Source organism: Flavobacterium sp. WC2430 (genome assembly GCF_040822075.1).
In the GTDB taxonomy this organism is placed as follows: domain Bacteria; phylum Bacteroidota; class Bacteroidia; order Flavobacteriales; family Flavobacteriaceae; genus Flavobacterium.
In genome coordinates this window covers 2,076,935-2,094,399 of sequence record NZ_CP162007.1, presented here as the reverse complement: position 1 = coordinate 2,094,399, position 17,465 = coordinate 2,076,935, and the positions used below count along the sequence as shown (strand labels likewise).

General features: G+C 32.9%; 12 protein-coding genes. 5 read left to right on the top strand and 7 right to left on the bottom strand.

What is annotated here, in order from left to right:
• The first annotated feature begins 64 nt into the window (after positions 1 to 64).
• From AB3G36_RS09185 to AB3G36_RS09165, 5 genes are all read left to right on the top strand, one after another.
• Positions 65 to 1,075, top strand: coding sequence for a hypothetical protein (locus AB3G36_RS09185; RefSeq protein ID WP_367751993.1), 1,011 nt, complete (start codon positions 65 to 67; stop codon positions 1,073 to 1,075).
• A gap of 31 nt (positions 1,076 to 1,106) precedes the next feature.
• Entirely contained in the window at positions 1,107 to 2,609 is a 1,503-nt protein-coding gene (locus AB3G36_RS09180) for an OmpP1/FadL family transporter (RefSeq protein WP_367751991.1), read from the top strand.
• A 255-nt stretch (positions 2,610 to 2,864) separates the two neighbouring features.
• Positions 2,865 to 4,178: a 30S ribosomal protein S12 methylthiotransferase RimO gene (gene rimO, locus AB3G36_RS09175; RefSeq protein WP_367751989.1), complete on the top strand. Its 1,314-nt coding sequence runs from the start codon at positions 2,865 to 2,867 to the stop codon at positions 4,176 to 4,178.
• Positions 4,179 to 4,224: 46 nt separating this feature from the next.
• On the top strand, positions 4,225 to 4,704 hold the full coding sequence (locus tag AB3G36_RS09170; RefSeq protein WP_367751987.1) for a hypothetical protein: 480 nt from the start codon (positions 4,225 to 4,227) through the stop codon (positions 4,702 to 4,704).
• Between the two features lie 36 nt (positions 4,705 to 4,740).
• Entirely contained in the window at positions 4,741 to 5,643 is a 903-nt protein-coding gene (locus AB3G36_RS09165) for an N-acetylmuramoyl-L-alanine amidase (RefSeq protein WP_367751985.1), read from the top strand.
• Positions 5,644 to 5,842: 199 nt separating this feature from the next.
• Here AB3G36_RS09165 and AB3G36_RS09160 read toward each other — a convergent pair whose 3' ends face one another.
• The 7 genes from AB3G36_RS09160 to AB3G36_RS09130 all read right to left on the bottom strand — a co-directional run bounded on the left by AB3G36_RS09160 (position 5,843) and on the right by AB3G36_RS09130 (position 17,458).
• Positions 5,843 to 6,868 (bottom strand): outer membrane beta-barrel protein, encoded by a 1,026-nt coding sequence (locus AB3G36_RS09160; protein WP_367751983.1) that lies wholly within the window; start codon positions 6,866 to 6,868, stop codon positions 5,843 to 5,845.
• A gap of 386 nt (positions 6,869 to 7,254) precedes the next feature.
• Positions 7,255 to 7,773: a glycoside hydrolase family 5 protein gene (locus tag AB3G36_RS09155; protein ID WP_367757921.1), complete on the bottom strand. Its 519-nt coding sequence runs from the start codon at positions 7,771 to 7,773 to the stop codon at positions 7,255 to 7,257.
• Positions 7,725 to 8,177 (bottom strand): cellulase family glycosylhydrolase, encoded by a 453-nt coding sequence (locus AB3G36_RS09150; RefSeq protein ID WP_367751981.1) that lies wholly within the window; start codon positions 8,175 to 8,177, stop codon positions 7,725 to 7,727. Before AB3G36_RS09150 ends, AB3G36_RS09155 begins: the two co-directional genes overlap by 49 nt.
• A 48-nt stretch (positions 8,178 to 8,225) precedes the next feature.
• Positions 8,226 to 9,464, bottom strand: coding sequence for a glycoside hydrolase family 27 protein (locus AB3G36_RS09145; RefSeq protein WP_367751979.1), 1,239 nt, complete (start codon positions 9,462 to 9,464; stop codon positions 8,226 to 8,228).
• An 11-nt stretch (positions 9,465 to 9,475) separates the two neighbouring features.
• Positions 9,476 to 12,340: a beta-galactosidase GalA gene (gene galA / locus AB3G36_RS09140; protein ID WP_367751977.1), complete on the bottom strand. Its 2,865-nt coding sequence runs from the start codon at positions 12,338 to 12,340 to the stop codon at positions 9,476 to 9,478.
• Positions 12,341 to 12,519: 179 nt separating this feature from the next.
• A complete protein-coding gene (locus tag AB3G36_RS09135; RefSeq protein WP_367751975.1) occupies positions 12,520 to 15,828 on the bottom strand; it encodes a VCBS repeat-containing protein in 3,309 nt (1,102 codons plus the stop codon).
• A 76-nt stretch (positions 15,829 to 15,904) separates the two neighbouring features.
• Positions 15,905 to 17,458 (bottom strand): RagB/SusD family nutrient uptake outer membrane protein, encoded by a 1,554-nt coding sequence (locus AB3G36_RS09130; RefSeq protein WP_367751973.1) that lies wholly within the window; start codon positions 17,456 to 17,458, stop codon positions 15,905 to 15,907.
• Positions 17,459 to 17,465: the final 7 nt, after the last annotated feature.

Below are 17,465 nucleotides of genomic sequence, written 5' to 3'. Positions count from 1 at the left end.
TAACTAAATAGTTCCACAAAACTAACTATTTTTGTAATGTGCAACAATAAAAAACCATACAGATATGAAAACTAATATTTTTTCATCCCAAAATACGCCAATTTATTCTATTATTGTATTTTTGAGTCTCTTATTCACTTCATGTGGATCCTATCAAAATAGCTCCTATTATGAACGTGATGGAATTTACGATGGAAGCACTTCTAGCAGAACTGAGAGAGCTCCACAAAGTAATGAAAACAATCACTACAAAGACTATTTCAGTTCTCTCCAAGATGAGAATCAATCAACTGAGATTTTTACGAATATTGATGAATACAATGATTACGATGCTGTAAATGATAGTTTACAACAATCAAACTCCAATTATGCTGACTGGGGAAATAATTATTCAAGAACAGATATTACAATACAACCAAACAATTGGGGAATCGGCTTTGGTTACGGAATGGGCTATTCATCATATGGATTAGGCTACGCTAATTACGGTTGGGGTTATCCTTATAACAGTTGGGCATATTCTAATTACGGATGGGGTTACCCTTATTACGGGTATGGGTATTCTAACTTTGGATGGGGTTATCCTTATTATGGCTATAGCTATCCATATTATGGTTATTCTAATTATGGATACAATTATTACAACAATCGCAATTATTCATACAATCCAAGTAGAAGAGGTTCTTCTTCTTACTATTCTAATACAGCAAATACAAACCGAAACTATAGCTCAAGAAACTATTCTCCAAACAGAACAAGCACTAATAGAAGTAGCAATACAGTAGACTATAGAAGAAACAATACAAATTTTAATACCTCAAGAACAAGTCCTACTTTTACTAGAAGAAGTGAATCACAAAACCAATCTTACAACACTCCAACTCGAAGAGTCAATACAAATACTAGTAGACAAACAAATTCAAATAGCTCAAGAAATGACAGCTATTCTCCATCAAGATCTAACAGTTCTTACAATAGCGGTGGAAACAATAGCAATAGTGGAAGATCCTCATCTGGCGGAGGCGGATCTTCATCTGGTGGCGGAAGATCATCATCTGGTGGAGGAAGAAGATAATAACAATTCATATTTATAAAAAATCATCAAAATGAAAAAATATATATTTTTAATAATGACAGGCTTAACTTTCGGTGTCGCACAATCACAGGAGGTAACCGATGCATTACGCTTTTCACAAGACAACTTAAACGGTACCGCACGATTCAAAGCAATGAGCGGTGCTTTTGGCGCTCTTGGAGGCGACCTATCTTCTCTAAGTGTTAATCCAGCAGGTTCAGCTGTATTTTTAAACAATCAAATCTCAGTTACGTTAAGCAATAATGATATTAAAAATAATTCAACCTATTTTGGAACTACAACAACCGATAATAAGAATTCATTTGACTTAAGTCAAGCTGGAGGAGTTTTTGTTTTCAAAAACCAAAACCCAAGTAGTAATTGGAGCAAAATTGCTGTAGGTATTGATTATGAAAATACCAATAATTATAATAATTCTGTATTTTCTGCAGGAACTAACCCAACGAATTCCATCGCCAATTACTTTTTAAGTTATGCAAATGGAGTTCCTTTAAATACACTTGAAAATTCAAATTACGGTAGTTTAGACCACGGAACACAACAAGCTTATTTTGGATACCAAGGGTACGTTATAAATCCTGAAACGACTGACTCTAACAACACCCAATACAATTCAAATGTTGCTCCAGGTGGAAATTACTACCAAGAAAACAGCATTTACACCACTGGTTACAATGGAAAACTTTCTTTTAATGCAGCAACTTCCTATAAAGATAAATTATATTTAGGAATAAATCTTAATTCACACTTTGCGGATTTTAGACAATCTTCTGTTTTTTACGAAGACAATAACAACCCTTTAAACGCTGATTACAGAGTTACAAAAGCACAGTTTAATAATGAATTATACACTTACGGAACAGGATTTTCATTCCAATTAGGCGCTATAGCAAAAGTGACCAATGAAATGAGACTGGGATTAGCATATGAATCATCAACATGGTATCATTTAAGTGACGAACTTTCCCAAAAACTTCTTGCAGTAAGTAGTAATATTAACGGTTCTTTACCATCGGATGTGGTTGACCCAAGAATCACTAATGTTTACGCACCATACAACCTACAAACTCCTAGTAAAGTAACAGGGAGTTTTGCATATATTTTTGGACAATCAGGCTTAATTAGTATTGACTATGCAATAAAAGATTATAGTAAAACTAAGTTTAAACCGGAGAATGACACCTATTTCAGTGGATTAAACAAAACAATGAGCAATACTCTTGATAACACGGCCGAATTAAGAATTGGTGCCGAATATAAAATTGACAAATTAAGTTTAAGAGGAGGATATCGCTACGAACAAAGTCCTTACAAAAACGGAACAACAATAGGAGACTTAACTGGATATTCAGGTGGTTTAGGGTACAACTTTGGATCTACCAAAGCAGATTTAGCTTATTCTTATGCCAAAAGAGATTCACAACAAGGATTTTTCAGTCAAGGGTTAACAGATGGTGCTAAAATTAATTCTATTAATAACAACATTACTTTTACACTATTATTTGAATTGTAAATAATACGAAGAATCAATTACAAACCGTCTCGTTCTAATTTTAACAAGACGGTTTTTTTCTAGCCCCGATAGCAGTGAAAATCCTCCCGATTTTTCTCAGGAGATTACTTCATCATACGTTTATTTAAAAAGTAGTTCAGCTAACTTCGTTTGTATCGGATAACAGGAATAGCTCCATAAAAAATAGCTAAAAAGAAGGGAAACAAGTTCTGTTTGAATAAAAAAGCGTAATTTTGCACTCCAATTTACAAATCTATGAGAACCAAGTCTTTAAAAAAGAATAAAATCAACGTGATCACCCTTGGGTGTTCAAAAAACATATACGATAGCGAAGTTTTAATGGGGCAACTTCGTGCCAATGGAAAAGAGGTTGAACACGAGGCTCCAGCAGAAACAGAAGGTAACATTATTGTTATTAATACGTGTGGATTTATTGATAATGCCAAAGCAGAATCAGTAAATATGATTTTAGAATATGCCGATAAGAAAGAAAGAGGATTGGTTGACAAAGTTTTCGTTACAGGTTGTTTATCTGAACGTTACAGGCCTGATTTAGAGAAAGAAATTCCAAATGTGGATCAATTCTTTGGAACAACTGAATTACCTGCGTTATTAAAAGCCTTAGGAGCAGACTATAAACATGAATTACTTGGGGAACGTTTGACTACTACTCCAAAAAATTATGCCTACTTAAAAATTGCTGAAGGTTGCGATAGACCATGTAGTTTTTGTGCTATTCCAATTATGCGTGGAAAACACGTTTCTCAAACTATTGAAAAACTAGTAAAAGAAGCAGAAGGTCTAGCAAGAGATGGTGTAAAAGAATTAATTTTAATTGCTCAAGATTTAACTTATTATGGTCTTGATATTTACAAAAAACGTAATCTTGGTGAATTATTAGAAGCACTAGTTAAAGTAGGAGGTATTGAATGGATTCGTTTGCATTACGCCTTCCCTACTGGTTTTCCAATGGATGTTTTGGAAATCATGAAACGTGAACCAAAAATTTGTAATTATATTGATATTCCATTACAACATATTTCAGATTCTATATTGAAATCAATGCGTCGTGGAACAACACAAGAGAAAACAACTAAATTACTGAAAGATTTCCGTGCAGCAGTTCCAGAAATGGCGATTCGTACGACTTTAATCGTAGGATATCCAGGAGAAACACAAGAAGATTTTAACATCTTAAAAGACTGGGTTCAAGAAATGAAATTTGACAGAATGGGTTGTTTTGCTTATTCTCATGAAGAAAACACACACGCTTACTTATTAGAAGACGATGTTCCAGCTGATGTAAAACAAGACCGTGCAAACGAAATAATGGAACTGCAATCACAAATTTCATGGGATTTAAACCAATTAAAACTAGGTAAAACATTCAAATGTATTATCGACAGAAAAGAAGGCGGTCATTTTGTAGGAAGAACTGAATTTGACAGTCCTGATGTAGATAACGAAGTTCTTATTGATGCTTCTAAATTTTATTTGAAAACTGGTGATTTTGCTATGATTAAGATTATTGAAGCTACTGAATTTGACTTATACGGAGAGCCAGCCTAATTTTATATTATCTTATTCCACATTATAAATCACTAAAAAAATAAACATGAAAACAATTCACTCTTTACTCGTTTTGACACTTGTGTTATTATCAATTAATTCTGTTTCGGCTCAATATGGAAATAATGGGTATGGTGGTTATGGTAATGGATATGGCGGAGGTGGTTATGGTGGAGGACGAATGGGGCAAATGAGTCAATTGAATCAAGGCCCAAGTCATGATAAACCTAAGGAAATACCTGTAGAAGTAACCGTAGGTAAAATAATGGAAAAACTAAAACTTGAACTTGATCTTGACGCTTTACAAGAGATTGCTATATCAAATGTTTTAATTGAAAGCATTCGCTCTCAAGGAATTTTAATAAAGGGAGAGACCAGTCAAGAGCAAAAAATAGAGGAAATAAAAGCGCTTTCTGAAACTACTGACAGAAAAATCAACGAATTTTTGAATGAAGACCAAAAAGTAAAATACAAAGCACTAAACGAAGAAAGCAACAGCAAAAAAAGATCAAGAAGAAATAGATAAAAATTATTGATCAACAATAAGCCCCTTGTTAATACTATGAAAAAATATTTTTATTACTTCATTCTTACAATTGTTATTACATCCTGCTCCACAAATCCATATAAGGCAAGTGAAAAAGAATATGATAACAAACTAAAATCTTTTAAAGAAACAATTTCAAGTAAGGAACCAGAACCATTACCTATTGTCACCAAAACGATAATAAGTATTGATAATGTGTACACAAAACAATTATATACTTTTAAAGATACAATATCTAAAATGGGGTCTACCCCAATAGGAAATGGTATAAAAACGGAATGGATTGGAACTGTAAATTTTAATTTACGTAAACCAAATTTTATTATCATACACCATACCGCACAAGACTCGATTCAACAAACTATCAAAACATTTACTCTTACAAGAACACAAGTAAGTGCACATTATGTGATAGGAGATGATGGAAGTGTAGTACAAATGCTAAATGACTACTTACGCGCCTGGCATGCTGGCAGTGGATCATGGGGAAAAAATACAGATGTAAATTCGGCTTCAATAGGAATTGAATTAGACAATAATGGCACAGAACCCTTTTCAGAAGCTCAGATAACTAGTTTAATGGCGTTATTGAGTAAATTAAAAAGAGAATACAACATTCCTGCTCAAAATATTATTGGCCATTCCGATATTGCTCCTACTCGAAAAAATGATCCAAGCACCCTATTTCCTTGGAAAACATTGGCCGAAAATGGATTTGGAATATGGAAAGATGATCTTTTAGAAACAGCTCCAGTAAATTTTAATCCAGAGCAAGGGTTACGAATTATAGGATATAACACAAAAAATCTTTCAGCTGCAATTATAGCTTTCAAACGCCATTTTATTCAAACAGATGTAAGTGATATACTAGATGAAAATACAATAAACACTATTTATTCCATATACAAAAAACAATAACTAGTAGTTTATAGACTATAAAAAAGAGTTTCCCAGATGGAAAACTCTTTTTTTATAATCTTATCTTATAAAGCACTATCGAGACAATACATCATAAAAAAACTGCCAAAATACTAGAGGTATTTTGACAGTCCAAAAAAAAAAAAATTATAAGTTATTATTACAAATATATAATCTAAAATTCTTTTATGGTTTATGGTTAGAAACCATATACAACTCCAAAAGCAAACTGTGCAGCAGATTTTGTTGCAGCCATATTAGAGTCAACAAATACTTCATCAGATGAATTATCTATTCTAAACTCCGGAATAAATGTTAATCCTCCTGATTTTAAATTGGCAGAAAATGTTAATGCAGTAACTGAAGTATCTCCAGAACCTTTTTTATAATCAAAATACTCGCCACGTAAACCTAAGCCAAAGTTATCCGAGATTGCATAAGATGGGTACAAAGCAACACCTGTATAACCTACATCACCATCGTTAGAGTAATCAGCAGCATTAAGACCTAATAAAAATTTATCAGAAAGTTGGAATGTTGCAGTTAAGTCAATAATTGTCCCACTTACTGAACCATCCATAAAGTTGATGTAAGCATTTACCCCTTCAGTTGGAGCTAAAGATAATTGAGCTCCAAAAGCGTTTAATCCTTTAAATGCATCTGCTTGATAAGAATTCCAAGCATCATTAAATGCACCTACCATTAAACCTACTTTATCAGTTATGGCGTAGTTAGCTTTAACACCTGCATTTTGGAATGGGCCATTAGTAAACAAATAAGAAGTTGAATAATGGAAATTAGCTAAAGGAGAAATCACTTCATATCCTATAAATGTCCCCATAAATCCAGCGGTAAAACTTAATTTATCAGTTGCTGCATAAGTAGCATACAAGTTTTGAATATGGAAAGAGTTAGCACCTAACTCATCGTAAGTACCATCGGAATTTAAGATAGATTGAAATTGCCCTCTAGGACCAAAAGAAATCTCACCTACAAAAGAGGTTTTACCAGTTGTTTTTTTCAATGCGATATCGATCATTCCTAAAGAAACAGAATTTTGGTCTGAAGCAAAACTTGTTGGGATGTTAGCCGTTTTAGAAAAGTCATATTTATAATAAAGATCTCCCGAACCTGAAATTTCTAATGGTGTTGATGTTGGTGCATCTTGAGCAAATGTCATAGTTCCCGTCAGCACAAAAGCCAACATAATTACTACTTTTTTCATATTAATTTAGTTTTAGTTAGTTACTTTTTTAATCGTTTTTTAATGATAAAAAATGTTAAAGAAGGAATTATTCCTTGTTCTGGGACGAATTTATTAACTTTTATTTAAGATAAATAAATAAAATCCGAATTTTTAACTTAAAACCGTTAGAATTATTAATTACAAAAAAACACTTAAAAAAAATATGTATTCCTCATTTTTGACGATGAAAAAACAAAATATTCATAACGTATTTTATACCCAACACCCCTATTATTTCACATACATAGCTGTTAAAACAAATTAAAAAACGTTTCAAAACAATAAAAAATATGTAAAAAATACAAATACCCCTATAAAAATAGGGGTATCAAGCTAAATAAAAAATTTAAAATTAATCTATTGCGTTATTCTTTATTATATTTCCGTAATAATTCTCGCACCTTAATTCCAGATTCTTTCAAATCTATCTTTTTCCAATTTCCATTAGACTTTGCCGATTTTTTTAGAATCGAACAGGTTTCATCTTTATCAGAAACCGACCAAGTAATCCAACTTATTTTTTTTGATTCCATCCAATCAATATATTCTTGCCAAGCCTTATAGTCTAAAGGTCCATCTCCAGTGGCTTCCATACCAGCAGACTCTGAAACAAAAATGGGTAAACCAGATTTTATCGCTTCATCTGTTCTGTCTCGCAATACTTTTTGATGAGTCGCTGCATAAAAATGCATCGTATACATTAGATTCTTATATCCTTTTATAGGATCCTCAGCAGGAAGGTTAACATCTTGATCCCAGCGAGGACTCCCTACTAAAATTACGTTGTTAGGATCGTTAGTTCGTATTACCTTTATTACTTCTTCAGCATACGCTTTTACTTCGGGCCAAGTTTCGTAATCTGGTTCATTAAAAACTTCATATATAATATTAGGATACTTTCCGTATTTTTTGACATCTCATCAAAAAATACTTTAGACTCTTCCAAATTAATATTATGGCTATGCCAATCAATAATCACATAAATATCTGATTTGATGGCTCCTTTTACTACTGCTTCAATTTTTTCTTTTGAGAATTCAGGCTTCTTAATGTAAGGACTTTCTCCAGCTTCAACACCCATAGCTGCTCGGACAACAGAACATTTAAAATCTTTCTTTAACCAACTTACTGCATCTTCATTATAAAACCGTGGCCACATACTATGCCAACCAAAGCTCATCCCTCGCAATACTATAGGTTCATTATTAACATCCATAAGTTGTGTACCTGCTACTTTTAACTGCCCGTGCTTTTTTACAAATTGAGCATTCATTAGACTGGAACACATTAAAAGCAACATTATAATAATCTTATAAATTATACTCATAGTTTATTTTTATTTAATTAGTTTCAAAGTAATTACATCATGAGAAGCAATAGTAACCATAAAATTCTTGTTGGTAGTACCTATATCCTTGTTATTCCAAAGGTCTTTCAACTTGAATATTGTTTTATTGAAATCGGCTTCAAAGCCAAAGTCAGCGTCTTTAATTGGGTTCTTTTTCCAATCAAAATTAATGTTTTTAGCTACTTCTGTTCTGTTTAAAAATGTAACTGCCCAGTTTCCATCAGATAATGGCTTCACCCATACTTCTAATCCATCTACTGTTGAAAGTTTAAACCCTTGAATCCCTAATTTATCCTGATTGACTGCAATTAATGCCTTATTAGTTAAAATCGCTAAGGTTTCTTTTGACATTTTTCTGAAATCATTACCTGCTATTAATGGTGAAGCTAACATGGACCACATCGTAAAATGGGTTTTATCTTCAGTATTTGTCATTCCATCACCCACTTCCATCATATCAAAATCATTCCAATGATCAGGTCCTGAATATTTACGAATGTCTTTGCGCATTTCGGCAATTTTCATAAATCCCCAAGAAGACCAGTTTCCTTCTTCATGGTGAAATTCACAATCAAAACAAGGATAAATATCTCCCGAAATCCTCCAAAGATTCCCAATAGGTTCCCCCCACTCCCATGGCTTATTATCGCCCCATTCACAAAGACTAAAAACAATAGGTCTTCCTGCTTTTTTAAGCGCGTTGCTCATCGTTGCATACGCTTCTGGAGCATTAATTCCTGCTGTATTACACCAATCGTACTTTAGATAATCTATTTCTAGGCTAGCGTAAAATCGTGCATCTTGATATTCATATCCTCGTGTACCTGGATACCCTGCACAAGTTTGTGTTCCTGCACAATTGTACAGTCCAAATTTCAAATCTTTAGAATGAACATAATCAATTAAGGCTTTCATTCCACTTGGAAACTTAATTGGATCTGGAACTAAATTACCATTAAAGTCCCTTTCTTTAGTCATCCAGCCGTCATCAAGGACAATATAGTTATAACCAGCTGCTGCCATTCCTGTACTTACCATAATATCGGCAGTTTCTTTTACTAGTTTTTCATTTATATTGGTTTCAAATGTATTCCAAGAATTCCAACCCATTGGTGGAGCCATAGCAAGACCTTCAAATTTTCCACCAGTTTGATTCACTTTATTTCCTTGGCTAAAGCCTACAAAAGAGGTTAGTAATACTAAAAAACTTATTGTAATTTGTTTCATTTTTAATAGTGTTATTTAACTGATTGAATAGAAATGACTGCTGGTTTTACTCCTTTGGAAGTAGCTGTTAGTTTTATTTCTCCTGCCTTGCCAGTAGCTTGAATAATTACCTGCGCTAAACCATTGAATAATTTGCGCTTGTATTGTTCAGGCGAGGTAAAAATTTGGATGGTACCCGGATTTTGATTTATTACATCCCAAGGTTTTACTTTTAATAAAGGTTCGCCAATAATTGCTATCGTATTTTTACCTGAACGAAGCATCGATTTATCCAAAACAAAAGTATCTCCTTCTTTATTTTCTGGAATTGCTTGAGCTATTTGCTTTCCATTTATAAAGATGGACTGGTTTCTACCTAAACTATTATAAAAGAAAGTAATCTTTGATTCCGTATAATCGGATGGTAAATCGAATTCAGTTCTATATACGATTGCTTTTACTTTCTTTCCAAATACACTATCTCTATCTTCTTTAAATGCATTTTGCCAACTTGAAACATCTATTTTATCTTTAGTTTCTTCAATAGAATTAAGACTTTCCACTTGTTTCTCCTTAAGATTTTCTAAATTCAAAACTGTGATACTTTCTATAAACTTGTCGGCTTCTAATGAAGTTGGATCTCCGTTTCCAACACCAATTATTTTTGCTGGTCCCGAAATTGAAAAAGTTACTTCATTATCAGCGATAGGAACCTGCAATCCATTTTTATCTTGTGTACTCACTTTTATCAAAGCCACATCATCCTTATTACTTTTAAGAATTATTTTATTCGATTCTAATTTTAGGCTATTAGCAATTCCTGTAGTTTTTACAACATCAGTTATTATTTTCTTTCCTTTTTTATAACCAATCGCTTCTAGAGTTCCTAGAGTATATTTTACATTCCATTCTAAATGCCCATCTTTCTTCATTGCTTTTTTACCTAAACTTTTTTTGTTTAAAAAAAGTTCTACTTCATCACAATTACTGTAGGCCCAAACTTCAATATTTTGATTTTCTTTTCCGCTCCAATTCCAATGTGGTAATAGATGTAAAACAGGATCATCTTGCCACCAAGCTTTTAAATACCAAGCAGTATCTTTATAAAACCCACATTGATCTACCATACCAAAATAAGATCCCACTGATGGATATACAAATGGTGTAGGTTCCCCACGATAATCAAAACCAGTCCATATAAACATTCCAGCTAAGTACGAACGTGAATTATAGTGTTTCCAGCCTTGTTCTATACTAATAAAGCTACTGCTTGGCGATTTGTCATAAGCCGGCATTATATATCTCTCATTATCAAGATAATACTCCCCGCGAGTAGCATTAGTACTTCCTTCCTCAGTTCCCCAAATAAATTGATTTGGAAATAATTGATGCTGTTCGTCCGTACTTTTATTCACGATATAATTGATTCCTAACAAATCCATAACAGTCGTAATTCCATCACTACCTATTCCTCCACTAAATGCTACCGTTACTGGTCTTGTAGTGTCGATAGATTTTACATAGGATTGCATCGTACTTGCAATTCTTGCTCCTGTGATATTATTTTCAATTCCCCATTCTTCATTTCCAATGCTCCAACTTATAATTGAAGGATGGTTTCTATCTCGTTCAATCAACTTTTTTACATCACCCAATTGGGTTTGTGTACTACCCATCAACCTGTTTTCATCAATAACTAACATTCCTAATCGATCACAAATGTCTAATAATTCAGGTGTTGGCGGATTATGAGAACATCTATATGCATTACTTCCAAAAGATTTTAGAGTCCTAATTCTAAATTCTTGTAACGCATCAGGAATTGCAGCTCCAACTCCTGCATGATCTTGATGATTATTGGTCCCTTTTATCTTAATATGTTTCCCATTTAGAAAGAATCCTTCATTTGCATCAAACCGAATGGTTCTAATTCCGAATGGAGTTTCATAGGTATCTACTAATTTGTCTCCTTCATAAATAGAGGTAACCATTTTATATAAATACGGGTTTTCGATGGACCAAAGCGTAGCATTTTGGACGATTAAATCCGTTGTAAAATCTTTTGTTTCCCTTGCATTTAAACTACAGGAACTAATCGTTTTGTCCCCTATCTTTTTTCCAGATGCATCAATAACAGTTTGAACAATTTGAAATGATTTAGCCACTTTCCCCTCGTTAGTAAGAGTAACCATTGCGTTTATTGTAGAGCTAGCATCTTTGGTTTTCGTTTGCACAAAAGTACCATTCGCGGGAACATGTAACTCATTTGTTTTATTCAGCCAAACATGACGATAGATACCAGCTCCTTCATAAAACCAACCTTCTTCCATAGTTGCATCTACCCGAACTGCTATAGAATTCTCTCCTCCATAATTGATATAATCTGTAATATCATACTCAAAACCCAAATAACCACTGTCTTGATTTCCTAAATAATGCCCATTTATCCAAACAATAGAATTTCTAAAAACTCCGTCGAAAGCAATATGAATTCTTCGCCCAAGATCGCTCGCTGGTATTAATATTTTCTTGCGATACCAGCCAATTGTTTTGTCTGGAAAGTTTCTGCCAATTGCTTTAAATCCATGACTAAAACTAGCCTCACTACTAAAATCTTGTTCTACTGCCCAATCATGAGGTAAACTTAAATCACGCCAAGACCGATCATCAAATGTGGCACTCGCGGCTCCATCGCCAAAACCTGCTTTTGCTAGATAGGAAAAATATCCTGTTCCAGTATCAAAATCTTTCTTTGTATCTGATGGATGTCCAAATGCAAATTTCCAATCTTTATCCAGTGAGATATGTTCTCTTGAGGGGACTGTCTGTGCCAAAATTGGTGTTAGAACTTGCAAACTATAAATAAATACAAGTGCTGATAATTTGAATAATTTCATTATTTATGTACTATTAAAAAGGCAATTAGAAATAAAGAATTCCCTAATTTTTATGCTAGGGAATTCTTAAAAAAACCAATTAACCAAAATTGAAAAATTTAAACCTAAAATATTAATCTAATAAAATCTACAATACCATTTCAAAAATAGGCTTTGTTAAATCGAATAAATAAAACTACCTAATTATTAAATTGAAATATTTTAGGAGTAGCATCATTAATAACTGCGATAATTGATTTCGAGTTATTTTTGTTTTTTATTTCTTTTAGGTGTTTTACCTCGCCTCTCATAAAGAAACCTGATTTTTCATAAGGAACCCAAGTATATTTTCCGTTTTTGCTTCCCAAAAGAACACTTCCAAAATTAGAATCCAACCTTGAATACTGTGGTTTGAATTCATATTGATTTCCTCCTAAAACAATATCCAGAATCCCATCTTTATTAATGTCTGTCGTGAAAATGGTATTAACTGTTGAGAACTGAACTTCTTTTGGCATAACCTGAATTTCAAATTTCCCATTGCCTTTATTTATAGCAATGATACTTTCTTGAATTGTAGCTTTTTTAATTTCTGAATTCTTTATAACTTCTTCTGAAAACAACTCTTGAAAAGTCTTTGTTGCATAATCAGCATAACTCAAATTGTGTTTCTTAATAGATGGAATCTGACCAGCTAATTCTTTCTTTAGATTAATAGGTAAATCGCGTTTGTTATTGCATCTCGTAGCGATTTGTTCGATTGTACCATTCCCATCAAAATCATTGACAAATAATTTCAAAGGATTCCTTGCTGTTGCTTTATAAGGAGTATTGGTCCCTTTATTTCCTAAAACGAGGTCCTTTTTACCATCCTTATTTAGATCAACACAAGAAACAGCATTCCAAAAACCAGAATACTCAGACAAATTAGATTTGTATTCTGTCAACTTCTTACCTGTGTTTTTAAATACAATTGGAGCCATCCAATCTCCTACAACAATCAAATCTTTTTTATTATCTCCATCAATATCTTCCCAAACAGCATCTGTAATCATTCCAACTTGGTTTAATTTGAAAGCTATTTTATCAATACTATTTTTAAAATTTCCTTTCCCATCATTTTCTAAAAGTACATGTTTAGGACTAATACCATAAACACCAGGAACGCTTCTACTACCTATAAAAACATCATTATCTCCATCATTATCAAAATCATTGACAGCAATAACTGAGACATTACTATTAGATGTTGGAATAACTGATTTGCTTTTTACAAAAACACCTTTCCCATTATTTAAATACAAACGATTTACATAATTAACCTGATCTGCTTTTTCATTTCCACCAGAACCTACTAATAAATCCAAATCTCCATCATTATCCGCGTCAAAAAAACTCGCTGCCGTATCCTCGTAATTGAAGTCGGCATCTAGGTCAACTTGTTTTGAAATTGAAAAACTGTTGTTTCCTTTGTTCAAATATATTTTTCCGGGTAACCCTTTCGCACCACCTATAAATACATCTTCATTCCCATCACCATTAATATCCACTACTGCTAATGATGGACCTTCTTGCGAAAGCATTTCAGCAATTAAACCTTCATAATCAAAATCGATATAATCATTCTCTTGATGAGCTAGAAAAGTATTCGCTTTCTCAGTGAATAATTGTTTTGGAATCACTTTCTTAAATACGAAATCGCTTTTTGCATTTTTTATATCCAATTTCAAAGTTGTATTTAGTGCTACTTTTTTTATTGTTTCGTATTTATTATTAGGCCAAATTACCTGTAGAGAATCTATTTTTTTATTCCCAATTCCAAAAACCAAACTATAATCCATTGAAGATTGAAAACCTCTTGAAGGTGTCAATTCTTGTTTTATTATTTCTTTTCCAACAAATAATTTAACTGTACTCCCTATAGCAAACTTGTTATTATTATCTCCTGTAAGTTTCACTTTTACAAAATGATTGCTTTTGTTTTTCTCTGAATTATTCTGATAAACAAAAGCTTCCATATTGACATTATTGACCACTAAATCAAGATCCCCATCATTATCAAGATCCCCATAAGCAGCACCATTTGAAAAACTTGACGTTTCTAATCCCCAATTTTGAGCTTCATTTGTAAAGGTTAAATTTCTATTATTCTTATAAGCATAATTAGGTATTGGTGTACTTGGCATTTTATTAATTATGGTTTCCATTTCCTCTTTTTTACCCGTTACAGCCATCCTTTGGATAAAGCTATTCGCAAAAAAGTCCATGAAATCTTGATTGGTTAAATCATGGTAGATTCCGTTACATACATAAATATCTTTGTAACCATCATTATCCATATCAAATAATAAAGCACCCCAAGTCCAATCTGTTTTAGATACTCCAGCATAATTAGCAATTTCACTAAATTGTCCATTGCCATTATTCAGCTGCAAGGTGTTTTGCATGTACTGATTGTAAAAATCAAGATGTAATTTACGCGTAAATAAATCGTAATTATCAAAACTTATAGTCGTTTTTAATCGCTCATCAGGCTCCGGTAACATATCCGAAACAAACAAATCAGCTAATCCATCATTATTTATATCCGCCATATCCAAGCCCATTGACGACTGGCTTGTATGATTTACTTTATCCTGAAGTTGCTCTGTAAAAGTTCCGTTTTTATTATTGATATAAATATAATCTCTTTCAAAAAAATCATTCGAAATATAAATATCTGGGTATAAATCACCATTTAAATCACCTACAACAACTCCTAAACCAAATCCAATAAGGCTTCCATAAATTCCGGCTTCCTTACTTACATCCGTAAATTTTCCATTGTCATTACGCAATAATTTATCGCCGCCACCTTTAAGCATTTCCGGCATATCCCAATCTTGATCGCGTAGTTCTCTTTTATTGGAATAATTAAGACTACTTACTGGAATAAAACTATTATTTAAAATATAAACATCAAGATCACCATCTTTATCATAATCAAAAAAAGAAACATGTGTTGTGATCCCTGTATCTGCTAAATTATATTCGGCTGCTTTTTCTACAAAAGTTCCGTCGCCTTTATTAATATAGAGTTGGTTTTTTTGATTTTCTGAATTTGAATTTCCTGCATTACATACATATATATCTAATAAACCATCCGCATTAATATCAACCATAGTCACGCCAGTGGACCATGAATTATTTCCTTCGATTCCTGCTTTTTTTGAAACATCTTCAAATTTAAAATTTCCTTTATTGATATAAAGCTTATTGGTACTTTGATTTGAAGTGAAAAACAAGTCAGGTAAACCATCATTATTGACATCACCAATAGCAACTCCGCCTCCATTATAAAAATTTCTATAATTAAATACATTCATTGTTTTTCCGTTTTTCACTTCATTAACAAAGGTTATCCCCGTTATTGATGCATCTAGTTTAGAAAACAAAAAATCTCCTTTCTGTTTTGAACAACTAGAAAGAAGAAAAAATAAAAATAAAAATGAGGTCAGTCTATTAAGCATATCAAAAATAATTTAAAAGTAAAAAGAGGGTAAAAAATCACCCTCTTTTAGGAATTTAATCAACTACCAAAACAAATTAATATCCAGGATTTTGCGCAAGATTTTTATTCACATCTAATGCATTTTGAGGAATAGGTACTAAATCATGACCTGCAGGAATTGTGATATTAAATCTATCTTTAATATATTTAATATGATTTCCAGATCTTCTTAACACATACCACAATGAAAATTCTCCAGCTAATTCATGACGGTATTCATTTAAAATCGCATCATCCATAGCAACAGTTGGTAGTGTAATCAAACCAGCTCTGTTTCTAATTTTCATTAAATACGTCATTGCTTTAGTATCATTACCTAATTTATGGTAACACTCAGCTTGACTTAACAATACTTCCCCATATCTCATTATAATAAGATTTTGTCCGCCAAATAGATTCGGGTAACTCCATCCTTTTACTTTTGGATCTCTCCATGTTTTCACATTATAATAACCCGTTCTTCCACTTGAAGCCGTTTCTCCAGGACCATACCATGGTGCATCAACAGTACCACAAGTATTCATACCTCCATAATTTTCAATGATATTATCGTATTCTGAAATTTTAATTAACGGATCAGGATGTGTTTCTCCAGGCCCAATAACAGTAGCTACTTTTCTAGAATCACCAGCTTCAAATGAATCATGTAATCCTTTAGTAGAAGCAGCATAACCACCCCCTTTACCTATTTCTGCTGGCATACAAAAAGATTGTAAGAAAGTAACATTATCATCACGACCCCAAGACAAATCACCTACAGCATCATTAAATTGAAGTTCAAATAAAGATTCTTTTCCATTTCTATTTATGGCAGCATGAATATCTAAGAAGTTAGCTTCTAATGTTGCATGTCCTTCTAGAGCCTCGTATGCCGCCGCCGCTTTATCATATTGTTTCAACCACATATACGCATTCCCAAGATATGCATAAGCAGTTCCTTTTGTTGTTCTTCCTTTGTTTATAGCATCGTAAGTCCAAGGCAATTTAGGAATAGCCTCTTCCATGTCTTTAGCAATTTGAGTAAAAACCTCATCTTGTGTATTTCTAGGCGCATAATCTTCTGAACCACCAGTTGCTGGTTTAATTACTACAGGAACACCTCCAAAATTTGAAGCCAAAATAGTATACAAAATACCTCTAACTGCAAGACATTCTCCTTGTAATCTATTCCCTAAATCAGTACTCACTTTACCTCCTTCAATAGCAGCAGGTAATTTTTCTAAAGCACTATTTGCTCTACCAATACCAATATAGTGGCTTTCCCAAAGTGCATTGAATGGACCAAAAGTAGATGGTATCTCATATTTTTGAAAGAAGGTATCGGCTCCTACATTTAATAGATCTTGCGATAAAAAATTAGCTGGATAAAACAACGCCTTTGTATCATACTCTGCACTTTTTTCTCCCTGAAAAGTATCATATACTCCTGAAATTGCAGCAGTAGCCGTATTATCATTTGAGAAAACAATATCTCCATCGATACCATCAGTCTTTTCATCCTTTAGGAAGCTCTCTGAGCAACCAGAAGATATTAGTACTGCAAAACTCACAAAGATTTTTGCTATATAAATTTTATTATTTTTTTTCATTTCTACT